This window comes from Marichromatium purpuratum 984 (assembly GCF_000224005.2).
In the GTDB taxonomy this organism is placed as follows: Bacteria; Pseudomonadota; Gammaproteobacteria; order Chromatiales; family Chromatiaceae; genus Marichromatium; species Marichromatium purpuratum.
In genome coordinates this window covers 1,912,896-1,926,981 of record NZ_CP007031.1, presented here as the reverse complement: position 1 = coordinate 1,926,981, position 14,086 = coordinate 1,912,896, and the positions used below count along the sequence as shown (strand labels likewise).

Below are 14,086 nucleotides of genomic sequence, written 5' to 3'. Positions count from 1 at the left end.
TCAGCGGCCCCCGGTGTAGAGTTCGGTGCCGGGCGGCAGCTCGCGCACCCAGGCCCCGGCGTCGCGCAGTGGTCGCGGCAGCTTGGCCAGGGCGGTGGCCGCGGGCGTCCAGCCGGGGTAGATGCCCTCGGTGATGGCGATCCAGCCGCTGCCCGGGCCACTGTCGATGCGCCAGGTGTCGATCCCCTGGGCGGCGAGCTGGCGCTGGAAGCGCCCGGCGCGGTCCTTGCTGAGGAAGGCGCCGAGCTGCAGGGTGTAGCGGACCTCCTTGAGTTCGACCCGCCGTCCGGGCGCGGCCGTCGGTGCCGGGGTGGTCGGTGCCGGGGTTGCTGCGAGGGAGGCGTCGGGGAAGTCGGCGTCGCTGTCGTCGACGGGCGCGTCGCGGCGGGTCTCGGCCAGCTCGGCGCGGGTGGTCTCGAGCGCGTCGGTGAGCGCCCGGACCTCGGCCTGGAGCCCGGAGACCTGGGTCTCGAGTCCCTGGATGGCGCGCAGCGGCTCATCGCCGAGCCCGGCGTCGAGTCCGGCGACGGTGCCCTCCAGGTGCCACCAGGCGAGCGCGATCACCAGCACCAACACCCCGCCGAGTGCGCCGAGTCCCGCCGCGCCCTGTAGCTTGACGCGCTCGAGCTGTCTCTCCCACCATTTACGGTCGCGAGGATCGAGCCGCTGTGTCGTCGCACTGGCCGCGCCAGAGGCGCGGCCGTCGGCGTCGGGCCGCGGACGTGCTCGGCTGGCGCGAGCCACGGGCTCGGGCTCGGGTGCGGGCGGTGGCGGTGTTCGCCGCTCGGTGCGCGGTGGTGGTGACGTCGGCGCGGGCGTACGCTCCCACAGGTCGTCGTCGAGTTCGTGGACGGCGGGCAGGGGTTCCGGCTCCGGCTCTGGCTCCGGCCTGGGTGGCGGCGTGGGTTCGGGCGGCGCTGCCGGGCGTGGTCTCGGTGGCGGCTCGGGCTCGGGCTCGGGTTCGGGTTCAGGCTCGGGGGCGATCTCCTGGGCCTGATGGACGCGCCCCGGCAGCGGGTTCTCGAACAGTGACTCCAGGGTGTTGTCCTGGGCGTCGGATTCCGGCATCGGGGCGATCATGTCCTCGGCGAGCCGTTCGAGGGTGCGCAGCTGGCGCGGATCGGTCTCCAGATCCTCGAAGGCCTGGAGGATCTCGGCGAGATAGATGCGCTCGCGCATCCCGATCTGTCCCTGGTCGAGTTGGGCGAGCGCCCGCCCCAGACTGCCGACCAGGGTCTCGGTGCCGTCCGGGTCCTGTTCGGCGACCCGGGCGAGACGATGGCTGATGGTAGCGATCAGGGCGGCGTCCCGATCGTGCTTCGCGCCCGCCTCGGCGGTGCGCGGTGTGGAGTTCTCTTCTGTCATCCAACGCTCCTCGCGCAGTGAGTCCAGGGCCGGGGGCGCGGTGGCGCGCGCGCTGGTGCGCAATCGCCCGGATCGCCCCCATGTTGGAGTCGAGCGTGGCCCAGGGACAAGGACGCGCACAATCAATCGATGCCGCCCCGTTCGGCGGGGCCGACGAGACGAATCCTTGCATGAGTGTCGCAGCAGACGCCAATCGATCCGATCCCCGGAGCCTGCTCCAGGGTATCCCCCTGTCACCCGGGGTCTATCGCATGCTCGACGCCGAGGGTACGGTGCTCTACGTCGGCAAGGCGAAGAATCTTCGACGCCGGGTGGCAAGCTACTTCAGTCGCAGCCGTCAGCTCAACCGTCGTATCCAGTTGATGGTGAGCCTGATCGCCGATATCGCCATCACCGTCACCCGCACCGAGGGCGAGGCGCTGCTGCTCGAGAGCAATCTCATCAAGTCGCTGCGCCCGCGCTTCAACGTGCTGTTGCGCGACGACAAGGGCTATCCGCACATCCTCCTCACCACCGAGGACCGCTTTCCCCGGCTGACCTTCCACCGTGGCGCGCGACCGCGCACCGGACGGCTGTTCGGTCCCTATCCGAACGCCTGGGCGGTGCGCGAGACGCTGCAGCTGCTGCAGAAGGTCTTCCCCTTGCGCCAGTGCGAGGAGGCCGTCTTCCGCAACCGCTCGCGCCCCTGTCTGCAGTATCAGATCAAGCGCTGCAGTGGACCGTGCGTGGGGCTGGTCGATGAGACGCGCTATGGCGCCGACGTGGCGCGTACCGTCAAGTTCCTGGAGGGGCGGGCGACCGAGCTGATCGACGAGCTGGTCGCCGAGATGGAGGCCGCCGCCGCGGCGCTGGAGTTCGAGCGCGCCGCCGAGCTGCGCGACCGCATCGAGCAGCTGCGTCAGGTGCTGCAACGCCAGTACGTCAGTGGCGAGGGCGGCGATCTCGATCTGCTCGCCTGCGTGCAGGACGGGGGGCAGAGTTGCGTGGCGGTGATGTTCGTGCGCGGCGGGCGCAGTCTCGGCACCCGCGCGTTCTTTCCGCGCGTGCCCGAGGCGGTCGAGACGGGTGGGGTCCTCGCGGCTTTCCTCGCGCAGTTCTACGCCGGTGGCGAGATCCCCGCCGAGCTGGTCGTCGGTGAGCCGGTCGAGGAGCAGGGGCTGCTCGAGCAGGCGCTCGGCGAGCACGCCGGTCACCGGGTGCGGATCAAGTCGCGGGTGCGCGCCGAACGCGCGCGCTGGCTGGAGATGGTGCGCGCCAACGCCGAGGTGGCGTTGCGCGCGCGGCTCGGCAGTCGCGCCGGCTACGGGCTCAGGCTGGAGTCGTTGCGCGAGGCGCTGGCGCTCGACGCCGCGCCGCGGCGCATGGAGTGCTTCGACATCAGCCACACCCAGGGCGAACGCACAGTGGCCTCCTGCGTGGTGTTCGACGGCGAGGGCGCGCGCAAGTCGGACTATCGCCGCTTCAACATCGAGGGCATCACCCCGGGTGACGACTATGCCGCCATGGCCCAGGCGATGACCCGTCGCTACACCCGGGTGCGGCGCGGCGAGACACCCGAGCCCGACGTGCTCTTCATCGACGGCGGACGCGGCCAGCTCAACGCGGCAGCGGCCGCGCTGGCCGAGCTGGGGATGCGGCTCGACTGTCTGGTCGGCGTCTCCAAGGGGCCGGACCGGCGCCCCGGCACCGAGCAGCTCTGGTTGTTGGGGCGGGAGGCGCCCGTTATACTGCCGAGCGATTCGCCGGCCATGCATCTCATCGAGCAGATCCGTGACGAAGCCCATCGTTTTGCGATCACGGCCCACCGCCAGCGGCGAGCCAAGGCCCGCACCACTTCGGTGCTGGAAGGCATCGACGGAATCGGCCCCAAGCGCCGACAGCGACTCCTCAAGCAATTCGGCGGCATGCGCGGCCTGATCCGGGCCGGGGTCGAAGACATTGCCGGGGTCGAGGGGATCAGCCGGCACCTGGCCCAACAGATCTACGATGCCCTCCATCGCGAGGCCGCTGGACCCTGACCTTATGTGGAACCTCCCCAATCTGTTGACGTTGCTGCGGATCCTGCTGATCCCGGTGTTCGTCGCCGTCTTCTATGTCGATGCCCCCTGGGCCGCCTATGCCGCCGCCGCCGTGTTCGGTGCCGCGGCGCTGACCGACTGGCTCGATGGTTATCTGGCGCGTCGCTGGAGTCAGACCTCGCCGCTCGGCGCCTTCCTCGACCCGGTGGCCGACAAGCTGATGGTGGCCGTGGCTCTGGTGGTCGCCGTGCAGGCCGACCCGCGGGTGCTGATGGCGCTACCGGTGATGGTGATCATCGGGCGCGAGATCGCCGTCTCCGCGGTGCGCGAGTGGATGGCCGAGATCGGCGATCGAGCGGCGGTGGCCGTCTCCAAGCTCGGCAAGGTCAAGACCACGGTGCAGATGATCTCGATCGCCATCCTCATCCTGCGCGAGTCGATCTTCGGCCCCTGGCTCTACGGTCTCGGCGTGGTGTTGCTCTATGTCGCCGCCATCCTGACCCTGTGGTCGATGGTGCTCTATCTGCGCGCGGCCTGGCCGAGCCTGAGTGGCGCCAAGCAGGGCGAGTGAGAAAATTTTACGATAGGGGTTGACGCCCCGGAGATGTCGTCTATAATGGGCATCTCTTTCGGCGGGAATAGCTCAGTTGGTAGAGCACAACCTTGCCAAGGTTGGGGTCGCGAGTTCGAGTCTCGTTTCCCGCTCCAAATTCCGAAAGAACGACCGCTTCGCGGGTTTGAGGCGATCGGGCTTTTTGGTCGGCAGGCTGCATCGGCGCCACCGACCTGTTCAAGAAGGCACTTGAACATCGTCACGAAAGACGTTAAAATTCAAAAAATAAAGCGGGAATAGCTCAGTTGGTAGAGCACAACCTTGCCAAGGTTGGGGTCGCGAGTTCGAGTCTCGTTTCCCGCTCCAAACACTCAAAAAAACCGGTATCGAAAGATACCGGTTTTTTTGTGCCCGTCATCTCCCATCCCCATCTCTCCCAGGTCGGCGTCTGTGTGCCGCCGCTCCTGTCGAGGTCTCGAGATGGCGAATGGATGGTCGCGCCCGGGCCCCGGGCGTCTCCTGCTCGACCGCTTGCGGCTGCGTCCCTACGGCGCCGCGCTGCTCACCCCGGCCGTGCGCATCTGGCTCGGCTTCGCGACCCTGTTGATCCTGCTGATGGCGCTGCTCGAGGGCGTGGTCTGGGGGCTGGTCGGCGCCTCGCTGGTGCCCGAGGCGAGTCCCTGGCTGCGCTGGCCGGCGGGGATCTTCTTCTTCCTGCTGATGTTCACGGTGATCTGGGTGGTCGACGCCTCGCTGATGCTCTCGGAGCGACCGCATGGCGGTCTCGGCGCGCGGGCGCGCTGGTTCGTCGGGGTGCTGGTGCGCGTGCTCATCGTCGCGCTCTCGCTCTATGTCACCGCACCCCTGCTGGCGCGGCTGATCCGCGCCGACGACATCGCACTTCATCACCAGCGTCAGGTCGAGCGCTATCACGCCGAGCGTACCGCGCGGCTGGAGGCCCGGCTCACCGAGCGTCTGGCGCCGCTGGCACGCGAGACCGGCGCACGGATCGCGGCCCTGGAGGCCGAGCGGGCGCGCCTCGCCGAGACGCTCGAGGCCGCGCGGGCGCGGCGCGCGCGGATCGAGTCGGCCGCCGCGCCTGGGCTCGAACTGTTGCGCGAGGAGCTGGCCGCCGCTCGTCTGCGGCTCGGCGACGAGTTGCACGGTCGCGCCGGGCGCCCGCCCGGCTATGGTCCCGAGGCCAGACGTTGGGAGCGCCAGAGCGGTGCGCTGGAGACCGAGGTCGAGCGTGCCGAGGCCGCACTCGGCGCACGGCTCGGCGGGGTTGACGCCGAGCGCGCGGACATCGAGCAGCGGTTGCGCGCGCTCGCCGTGCGGCTCGATGCATTGCGTGCCTCAGGCGAGGCCGAGCGCGAACGTCTTCGCGCCGAACTCGTCGCCGAGCAGCCCCCGGCCGAGCCCCCGCGCCTGACCTTCGCTGCCCGCTCCAAGGCGCTCGAGGCGCTGCGCGCGCGCCCCGACGAGCGCGGCGTGCCGCACTTCGAGACCGTCGAGGGCTTCGCCCAGGCGCTGCTCGCCATCCTCTTCTGCGCGCTGCTTGCGCTCAAGCTGTTCGAGCCGGGGGCGGTGCGCGCCTATTTCGACGATCGTCTGCAGGGCCAGTACCGCAAGTATCTGCGTGGCGGTCTCGCCACGATCCCCGGCTTCGAGCACTGGGAGGACCCGGCGCGGCGGCTCTCGCCGCACGAGTTCGCCGCCGCCTGGCACGCGCACGAGCGTGATCCCGCCGCCTTCAATGCCGAGCGCGCGGCACGACTCGCGGCGCTGGAACCGGTGGAGTCGGCCGAGCGCGAGCGGCGTCTGGAAGCGGCGCGGGAGCGCGCCCGACATGCCGAACTCGCCGAGGAGCAGGCACTGGCGCGGGAGCGTCGCGCCCGCGAGTTGGAGGCCCATGCGCGCGGGCTCGAACTGCGCAACGTCTCACTGGAGGCCTCACTGCGCGAGGAACGCGAGCACCGGCGTGCGCGCGCCGAGGCCGAGTGGATGCTGCACCAGGAGGGCGAGCGCGAGGCCTTGCGGCAGCGTCGTGCGCGCTTCGACGACGAGCTGCGCCAGCTCGGCGAGGAGCAGCGACTGCGCGAGCGCGAGATCGAGGTGCTGCATCAGCAGCGCATGCATGCCTTGGAGCGGGAAGGGCGCGAGGCCTCGGCCAGTCGTGCCGGGCGGACCCGACGCGAGGAGGCCGAGGCACGGCTGGCGCGAGTGCAAGGGGTGCTGGAGCGGCTCGGTGAAGGCGAAGCGCTCGAGCGCGAGCGACTGGCCGGGGCGCGGGCGCGGGTGGTGGGGCTCGAGCGTGCGCTCGACGAGGTCGGCGAGCAGCTCGCGGCGGTGGCGACGAGCCCGGGCTCGCGCCGCGCCCGGCGCGCGCGCGAGCGGGCGCATGCGCTGGAGGTCGAGCTGGTCGAGGCGCGCGCCTTGGCCGAGGGTGCCGAGCGGCGGCTGGCAACCTTACGCACACGCATCGCTTCGATCGAGGACGGTCTGGGACGCTGGTTGTTCGCGATCGGGGCGGATGACGGGACCGATGAGCGGGCGGGCGAGGAGTTGCCGACAGCAGATTGATAGTTCTCAATTGATAATGATTCTCGAAACCAATATTATCCGGCGCCGGAATCATTGTCCCCGAGAATCGTGTACAGGGGACTCGCGCGATTGAGGAGTCGATCCACCGCCATGAACAGACGATTGCTGAAACGGGCCCTTGCCGCCCTGATGCTGGTGCCGCTGCTGCTGAGCGGCTGCGGCGAGTCGGTCCCCGAGGAGGGGCTGGAGGCCAAGGTCGGGGTGTTGCTGGTCAGTCACGGCTCGCACTCGAAGAACTGGCGCGACATGTTGGTCGATGTCGAGCACTCGGTGCGTGATCGCATCATGGCCGACGGCCAGGTCGCCGAGGTGCGCACCGCCTTCATGGAATACAACGAACCCTCGATCAGCACCCAGATGCGCGCCTTCGACGAGGCCGGGTTCGACGAGGTGATCGTGGTGCCGCTGTTTCTCACCGTCAGCTCGCACTCGCTCGACGACATCCCGACCATCCTCGGCATGAAGGCCGATCCCAAGGTCATCGCCAAGCTCGCCGAGGAGGAGATTGAGCTTTACCGTCCCCGGGCACGGGTCACCCTGACCCCGATGCTCGACTTCTCCTCGCTGCTCAAGAAGAACCTGCTGCGCCGCACCCAGGCGCTCGCCGAGGACACCACGGATACCGGCGTGGTGCTGGTCGCCTATGGTGACGCGCGCTACAACCAGCAGTGGGAGACCCTGGTCGGCGACATCGGCCGCTATCTCAAGCTCAAGGCGGGGATCGACACCGTCGCCTATGCCTGGTGCGGGCACCTGGTCGACTATTCGCCCGAGCCGACCCTGCGCGCCATCGAGCAGGTACTGGAGCTGGAGGACCGGGCGGTGGTGCTGCCGGTGCTGGTCGCCGTCGATCCCGCCTTCCAGGACGACATCATCGGCGAGGCGGTGGCGCAGAGCCCGGAGGGCAGCCGGGTGCGCTATGCCGGCGACGCCATTCTGCCCGACGCCGGTCTCAACGACTGGGTGGTCGAGATCGTGAGGCAGACCCTCGATGGTGGCGCTTGAGCGGCTCGGCCGCCGTCGGGTCGCCGCGACCCTGCTGCTCGTCGTGGTCGTCGCCGTGCTGTGGGTGCGCGCCGAGCCGCTCGAGACCGGCCCGGCCTTTCGCATCGACCCCGTCGATCCGGCACACGCGCAGCCACGGCTGATCGGCCGGACGGGCGAGACGGCGAGCACGGGGTTCGGGCTGATGACCGGCGCGGTCCCCACCCGGGGACACGGCTATGCGCTGCTCGGTGCCGCCGAGTCGGCGCCGAGCGGCTTCGGCCTGCTCGGCGGCGACGACCCGGCACGCACCGATCCCGGCGAGGCCGCCGCTGCGCTGGCCGCGCGCGCCGAAGCCGGCGACCCCGACGGCTATCGCGCGCTGGCGCAAGCCACCGAGGGCCTGCCGCTCGCCGAGCGGCGCGATCGCGCCGGGCGCTATCGTGGGCTCTATCTCGACAACCTCGGGCTCGACAGCCGGGTGCGCGGCTTCGCCGGGCCGCTGCGCATCGGCGTCTATCTCGATGCCGAGGGCGGGGTGCGCGAGCTGGTGCTGCTCGAGTCGCGCGAGACCCCGAGCTATCTGCACCGGGTCGAGCGTGCCGGGTTCTACGATCGTGCGCGTTCTGTCGAGATCGCCCCGGGGCTGCAACGGATCGACGCGGTGAGCGGCGCGACCCTGACCTCGCAGGCCCTGGCGCGCGCCCTCGACGAGCTGATCGACAGCGCCGCGCCGGTGCTCGACGAGCATCTCGACCGCCCGGCCCGGGGCTTCGCCCTGGAGGCGCCGCTCTCCGATCGCTGGATCTGGCAGCTGGCGTTGCTCCTGGTGCTGTTCGCGCTCGTCTGGCAGCGGCGCTGGCGGCTGGACCGGACCGAGCGGACCCTGCTCGGGTTGATCAGCCTGGTGACGCTCGGCTTCCTGTTCAACCTCGGCTTCACCTATCTCAACCTGCTCCATCCGCTGCTCGGTGTCTCGGTCTCGGCGCTGGTCGGCGGCTATGCGGTGCTGGTGCTGCTCGGCGCGATCTGGGACGACAACACCTATTGTCGTCACCTCTGTCCCTTCGGTCAGGCACAACGGCTGGTGGCGCGTCTCGACCAGCGCTCGCGCTGGCGTCGCTGGCCGCTCGGCGCTCGCACGATGTACTGGCTGCGGCTGGTGCTGGCGGCGGTGCTGATCGGCGGGGTGGTGCTCGGTGCCGAGCGCTGGAGCGGGTTCGAGCTGTTCCCCGACCTGTTCGCGCTCGATGTCGGCTCACCGTGGTTCCTGCTCGCGCTCTTCCTGGTGCTGCGGGTGGCGGCCTGGGTGCCGATGCTGTGGTGTCGGCTGCTCTGTCCGACCGGCGCGGTGCTCGATCTGGTCGCGCGCGCGGTGCGCCCGTCGCGCCGTGGCGCCGGGGTGCGGGTCGCCGCGCCCGTGCCGCAGACGCTGTCCGTGACTTCCTGATCCATCCCGACGCCAGCCTCTACGCCAGCGATGTCGGCCCTGCATTCGAGGTGATCCATCATGTCCCAACCCGCATCGCTCCCGCGGCTGGTCGGTTGCTGCGCGCTGGTCGCGCTCGCCCAGCCGCTGGCCGCCGAGCCCCGTCTGCCGACCATCTCGGTGGTGGCCACCGGCACCGAGCGCGCCGTCGACACCCTGCCCGAGTCGGTCAGCGTGGTCGAGCGCGACCAGCTCGAGCGCGACCAGCCGAGCACCGTCGGCGAGGTGCTCGAGACCCTGCCCAACGTCGCCCTCGGCGGCGGTCCGCGCCCGGCCGGGCAGCAGCTGACCATCCGTGGCATCGGCGACAGCCGGCTGCTCTATATGATCGACGGGGTGCGGCAGAACTTCTCGCGCTCGCACAGCGCGCGGATCTTCGTCGAGCCGGAGCTGCTCGAGCGCGTCGAGGTGCTGCGTGGTCCGGCCTCGGCGCTCTGGGGCAGCGGCGCGATCGGCGGGGTGGTGGCGTTGCAGACCCGGGAGGCGGCCGATCTGCTGCGCCCGGGGCAACGCATCGGCGGACTGGTCAAGACCGGCTATCAGGACGTCAACGACGAGTGGCTGGGGGCGGCGGCGGTCTATGGCGCGCCGACCGACGGGCTCGACTACCTGCTCAATCTCTCCTATCGCGAGGCCGGTGACGTCGCCCTCGGCAACGGCGAGGATCTCGATCACTCCGGCTACGAACGCCTCTCCGGGCTCGGCAAGCTCAATTGGACCCCGGACGGGGTCAACCACTTCGGGCTCTCGCTGATGGCAGGCGCGCTCTCCGGCGAGGTGCCGTCGAACGCCCAGATCGCCGCCACCGCCGAGGACCTGCTCGATCGCGACATCCAGCAGACCAACCTAGCGCTGCGCTATCGTCACGAGGCCCCGGACCAGCCCTGGTTCAACCCGGCGTTGACCCTCTATCGCAACCTCACCGACATCGACGAGACCCGGCTGCACGACGGGCGCGAGGACGAGACCGAGATCGAGACCCTGGGGATCGATCTGCGCAACCAGATGCGCCTCTCCGGCGAGGGCGCGCTGGCGCAGCTGCTGAGCTACGGCCTCGAGTGGCACCGCGACAGCGTCGAGGCCCGCCGCGACGGCGCACCGCGCAGCAGCTACCCCGACGGCGAGGGCGAGGTGCTCGGGCTCTTCCTCCAGGACGAGATCATGATCGGCGAGCGCTGGACCCTGATCCCCGGGGTGCGCTGGGACCGCTACACCCGCGAGAGCGACGACGCGACGCTGGAGGATCACGACGACAGCGCCTTCTCGGCCAAGCTCGGGGTGGATGTCGCCGTCACCGACTGGCTGTCGCTGCAGGCGAGCTACAACGAGGCCTTCCGCGCCCCCGGTGTTTCCGAACTCTATGTCTCTGGGACCCATTTCAGCTGTGGGCGCGGCTGCCAGAACCTGTTCGTGCCCAACCCCGATCTCGAGCCCGAGAAGGCGCACAACAAGGAGATCGGCATCCGGCTGCACCGCGACGACCTGTTCGCTTCGGGCGATCACGCCCGCTTCCAGGCACGCGCCTTCCGCAACGACGTCGACGACTTCATCGACCAGATCGTGCAGTTCGTCTTCTATCCGGTGCCGGGTAACCCGCAGCGCGGTGGGGTGACGACCTTCCGCAACGTCGATTCGGCCAAGCTCGAGGGCTTCGAGCTGGAGGCCGGTTACGACGCCGGGCGCTGGTTCGCCAACGCCTTCTTCGCCCGCACCCGGGGCGAGGACAAGACCAGTGGCGAGCCGCTCTCGAGTGTGCAGCCCGACACCTGGCAGTTCGAGACCGGGCTGCGACTGCCCGAACACCGGGTCGAGCTGGGCTGGCGCGCGCGCTTCGTCGCCGAGCAGGACCGGGTACCGGTCGACGGCACGCCCGCCGACGCCTATCAGCTCCACGACCTCTGGCTGACCTGGCGCCCGCACCGCGATCTCACCCTCGATCTTGGCATCGACAACCTGTTCGACGAGGATTATCTGCCCTATCTCTCGGCGCTCGAGGGACCGGGGCGCAACCTCAAGGCGACCCTGAGCTATCGCTTCTGAGCGTTGTCCGCCGCGTGCCGGGACACGCGGCGGGGTCCATCAGGCCAGATCGAAACGATCGGCGTTCATCACCTTGGTCCAGGCGGCGACGAAGTCGTGGACGAACTTCTCGCGGTTGTCGTCCTGGGCGTAGACCTCGGCATAGGCGCGCAGGACGGCGTTGGAGCCGAACACCAGGTCGACCCGGGTCGCGGTCCAGCGCAGCTCGCCGCTGGCGCGCTCACGGATCTCGTAGCGGTTCTCGCCCGCCGGCTCCCAGCGATAGGCCATGTCGGTGAGATTGACGAAGAAGTCGGTGCTCAACACCCCGACGCGATCGGTGAACACCCCGTGGCGGGTGCCGCCGTGGTTGGTGCCGAGTACCCGCATGCCGCCGATCAGCACCGTCATCTCGGGGGCGGTGAGGCCCATCAGCTGGGTGCGATCGAGCAGCAGCTCCTCGGCGCTGACGGTATAGTCCTGCTTGAGCCAGTTGCGGTAGCCGTCGTGGACGGGTTCGAGCGGGGCGAAGGAGTCGGCGTCGGTCATCTCTGCGCTGGCGTCGCCGCGACCGCGGGCGAAGGGGACGTGGATCTCGAACCCGGCGGCGCGCGCCGCCTGCTCGACCCCGACGTTGCCGGCGAGCACGATGGTGTCGGCGAGGCTCGCGCCGGAGGCCCTGGCGATGCCCTCGAGCACCCCGAGCACCCGGCCCAGGCGCTCGGGCTCGTTACCCGGCCAGTCCTTCTGCGGCGCGAGCCGGATGCGCGCGCCATTGGCGCCGCCGCGCAGGTCGGAGCCGCGGAAGGTGCGGGCGCTGTCCCAGGCGGTGGCGACCAGCTCGCCAACCCCGAGACCGCTCTCGGCGATCCGCGCCTTGAGCGCCTCGACGTCGTAGTCGGTCGGGCCGGCGGGGATCGGATCCTGCCAGATCAGGTCTTCGGCGGGGACGTCCGGGCCGATATAGCGCGCCTTGGGACCCATGTCGCGATGGGTGAGCTTGAACCAGGCGCGGGCGAAGACCTCGGAGAAGTACGCCGGGTCCTGGTGGAAGCGCTCGGCGATCTTGCGGTAGGCCGGGTCCATCTTCATCGCCATGTCGGCGTCGGTCATGATCGGGGTGCGTCGGATCGACGGGTCCTCGACGTCGACCGGACGGTCGGCCTCGGCGATCTCGACCGGTTGCCACTGCCAGGCCCCGGCCGGGCTCTTCGCCAGCGCCCACTCGTGACCCAGCAGCATGGCGAAGTAGCCCTCGTCCCAGCGTGTCGGGTGGGTCGTCCAGGCGCCCTCGATGCCGCTGGTGACCGCGTCGCGACCGATCCCCCGGGTGGTCTTGTTGATCCAGCCGAGCCCCTGGTCCTCGGGCGTGGCGGCCTCGGGCTCGGGGCCGAGCAGGGCGGCATCACCGTTGCCGTGACACTTGCCGACGGTGTGACCGCCGGCGGTGAGGGCGACGGTCTCCTCGTCGTCCATCGCCATGCGGGCGAAGGTCTCGCGCACGTCCTGCGCGGTGCGCAGCGGATCGGGGTTGCCGTCGACCCCCTCGGGATTGACGTAGATCAGCCCCATCATCACCGCCGCCAGCGGGTTCTCCAGGTCGCGCTCGCCGGAGTAGCGGCTCTCGGGGTTGTCCGTGGGGGCCAGCCACGCCTTCTCCGAGCCCCAGTAGATGTCCTGCTCGGGGTGCCAGATGTCCTCGCGCCCGAAGGCGAAGCCAAAGGTCTTGAGCCCCATCGACTCATAGGCGATGGTGCCGGCGAGCACGATCAGGTCGGCCCAGCTCACGCGGTTGCCGTATTTCTTCTTGATCGGCCACAGCAGGCGGCGCGCCTTGTCGAGGTTGACGTTGTCCGGCCAGCTGTTGAGCGGGGCGAAGCGCTGGTTGCCGGTGCCGGCGCCGCCGCGTCCGTCGGCGATGCGATAGCTGCCGGCGGCGTGCCAGGCCATGCGGATCATCAGCCCGCCATAGTGTCCCCAGTCGGCGGGCCACCACGCCTGGCTGTCGGTCATCAGCGCGTGCAGGTCGCGCTTGAGGCCCTCGACGTCGAGCTGTTCGAGCGCCTTGCGATAGTCGAAGTCCGCGCCCATCGGGTCACTCTTGCGGTCGTGCTGGTGGAGGATGTCGAGATTGAGCGCCTTTGGCCACCAGTCCATGTTGGTGGCGCCCACGGTGGTGTTCGCGCCGTGCATCACCGGACACGTGCCGGCGCCTTGGGTCGTCTGCTGGTTCATCGCGGCTCTCCGTTCGTGGATGCGTCGATTGGCATGCACCGCCGGCGAGGCGGGTGCGGTATGGCATCAGCGTAGGAGGCGGGGCGAGCGGGCGCTAATCGTTTGGCTGCATTCATTTCATAGGCGAAAGCGATCAGGTTGCTCTTTGTGATTTGTTTTGATGCGCGAATCGCGCGGTCCGCTCGGGCGCGGACCGGCCACGGGCGGGGCTGCGGCGGAAGAGGAGGGGGAGGGCGGGAACCGCTGTCCGCCCCGTGGCAGGCAGCGGTGGCGGCTCAGCGGTCCTCGAAGCGCGCCTCGCGCTTGGCGATGAAGGCGGCCATGCCCTCGCGCCGGTCGTGGGTGGCGAAGGCGGCGTGGAACACCCGCCGCTCGCAGCGCACGCCCTCGGCGAGCCCGACCTCGAAGGCGCGATTGACGCTCTCCTTGAGCATCATGCGGATCGGGATCGACTCGGCGGCGATCAGCCGCGCGGTGTCGAGCGCCTCGTCGAGCAGGCGGGCGGCGGGCACGACGCGCGCGACCAGACCGTAGCGCTCGGCCTCGGCGTCGTCGATCAGCCGCCCGGTGGAAGTCGCTGCCGAGGGCCCAGCCGTTGACCGCGGCGATGATCGGCGGCGAGATCGCCGGTGTCGTTGCCATCTCACTGCGCCGTCCCACTGCTCAGGCTCCAGCATGCCGAGGAAGCCGAGTGCTCCCATTTCGGCGATGACCGCCTCGTGATCGGGCAGAAGCTGAAAGCGGCATCGGTCGTGCATGCAGACTCACATGCGGGGCCGTTCAGTGCCGTCACTGGGGAAATTGATGATCGATTGTCGC

9 protein-coding genes and 2 tRNA genes are annotated in these 14,086 nt (G+C 69.8%); 8 read left to right on the top strand and 3 right to left on the bottom strand.

The features are described 5' to 3' along the window. Entirely contained in the window at window positions 1–1,365 is a 1,365-nt protein-coding gene (locus tag MARPU_RS17895; RefSeq protein ID WP_005224120.1) for an SPOR domain-containing protein, read from the bottom strand. Between the two features lie 170 nt (window positions 1,366–1,535). Between MARPU_RS17895 and uvrC the strand changes: the two genes are divergently transcribed. The 8 genes from uvrC to MARPU_RS08510 all read left to right on the top strand — a co-directional run bounded on the left by uvrC (window position 1,536) and on the right by MARPU_RS08510 (window position 11,053). Beyond that, window positions 1,536–3,383 (top strand): excinuclease ABC subunit UvrC, encoded by a 1,848-nt coding sequence (gene uvrC / locus MARPU_RS08545; protein WP_025275219.1) that lies wholly within the window; start codon window positions 1,536–1,538, stop codon window positions 3,381–3,383. A gap of 4 nt (window positions 3,384–3,387) precedes the next feature. Then, window positions 3,388–3,954 (top strand): CDP-diacylglycerol--glycerol-3-phosphate 3-phosphatidyltransferase, encoded by a 567-nt coding sequence (pgsA, locus tag MARPU_RS08540; RefSeq protein ID WP_005224118.1) that lies wholly within the window; start codon window positions 3,388–3,390, stop codon window positions 3,952–3,954. A 61-nt stretch (window positions 3,955–4,015) separates the two neighbouring features. Next, window positions 4,016–4,091, top strand: a tRNA-Gly gene (locus tag MARPU_RS08535). A gap of 135 nt (window positions 4,092–4,226) precedes the next feature. Continuing rightward, window positions 4,227–4,302, top strand: a tRNA-Gly gene (locus MARPU_RS08530). A 114-nt stretch (window positions 4,303–4,416) separates the two neighbouring features. Continuing rightward, window positions 4,417–6,519 carry a DUF4407 domain-containing protein gene (locus MARPU_RS08525; protein WP_005224117.1) on the top strand — a complete coding sequence of 701 codons (2,103 nt, stop codon included), beginning with the start codon at window positions 4,417–4,419 and terminating at the stop codon, window positions 6,517–6,519. 111 nt (window positions 6,520–6,630) lie between these two features. Further along, a complete protein-coding gene (locus MARPU_RS08520) occupies window positions 6,631–7,545 on the top strand; it encodes a sirohydrochlorin chelatase (protein WP_005224116.1) in 915 nt (304 codons plus the stop codon). Continuing rightward, on the top strand, window positions 7,532–8,974 hold the full coding sequence (locus MARPU_RS08515; protein ID WP_005224115.1) for an FMN-binding protein: 1,443 nt from the start codon (window positions 7,532–7,534) through the stop codon (window positions 8,972–8,974). Before MARPU_RS08520 ends, MARPU_RS08515 begins: the two co-directional genes overlap by 14 nt. A gap of 60 nt (window positions 8,975–9,034) precedes the next feature. Then, a complete protein-coding gene (locus MARPU_RS08510) occupies window positions 9,035–11,053 on the top strand; it encodes a TonB-dependent hemoglobin/transferrin/lactoferrin family receptor (RefSeq protein WP_005224114.1) in 2,019 nt (672 codons plus the stop codon). Between the two features lie 39 nt (window positions 11,054–11,092). Here MARPU_RS08510 and katG read toward each other — a convergent pair whose 3' ends face one another. Next, complete coding sequence (gene katG, locus MARPU_RS08505) at window positions 11,093–13,267, bottom strand: catalase/peroxidase HPI (protein ID WP_005224113.1); 2,175 nt, start codon at window positions 13,265–13,267, stop codon at window positions 11,093–11,095. Between the two features lie 275 nt (window positions 13,268–13,542). After that, window positions 13,543–14,025, bottom strand: a complete 483-nt coding sequence (locus MARPU_RS17145; protein WP_005224112.1) for an enoyl-CoA hydratase-related protein — start codon at window positions 14,023–14,025, stop codon at window positions 13,543–13,545. Between the last annotated feature and the right edge of the window lie 61 nt (window positions 14,026–14,086).

Coding starts and splice junctions, on each gene's coding strand:
- MARPU_RS08525 (WP_005224117.1), top strand. CDS start 4,417: ATGGCGAATGGATGGTCGCGCCCGGGCCCCGGGCGTCTCCTGCTCGAC.
- katG (WP_005224113.1), bottom strand. CDS start 13,267: ATGAACCAGCAGACGACCCAAGGCGCCGGCACGTGTCCGGTGATGCAC.
- pgsA (WP_005224118.1), top strand. CDS start 3,388: ATGTGGAACCTCCCCAATCTGTTGACGTTGCTGCGGATCCTGCTGATC.
- MARPU_RS17145 (WP_005224112.1), bottom strand. CDS start 14,025: ATGCACGACCGATGCCGCTTTCAGCTTCTGCCCGATCACGAGGCGGTC.
- MARPU_RS08520 (WP_005224116.1), top strand. CDS start 6,631: ATGAACAGACGATTGCTGAAACGGGCCCTTGCCGCCCTGATGCTGGTG.
- MARPU_RS17895 (WP_005224120.1), bottom strand. CDS start 1,365: ATGACAGAAGAGAACTCCACACCGCGCACCGCCGAGGCGGGCGCGAAG.
- uvrC (WP_025275219.1), top strand. CDS start 1,536: ATGAGTGTCGCAGCAGACGCCAATCGATCCGATCCCCGGAGCCTGCTC.
- MARPU_RS08515 (WP_005224115.1), top strand. CDS start 7,532: ATGGTGGCGCTTGAGCGGCTCGGCCGCCGTCGGGTCGCCGCGACCCTG.
- MARPU_RS08510 (WP_005224114.1), top strand. CDS start 9,035: ATGTCCCAACCCGCATCGCTCCCGCGGCTGGTCGGTTGCTGCGCGCTG.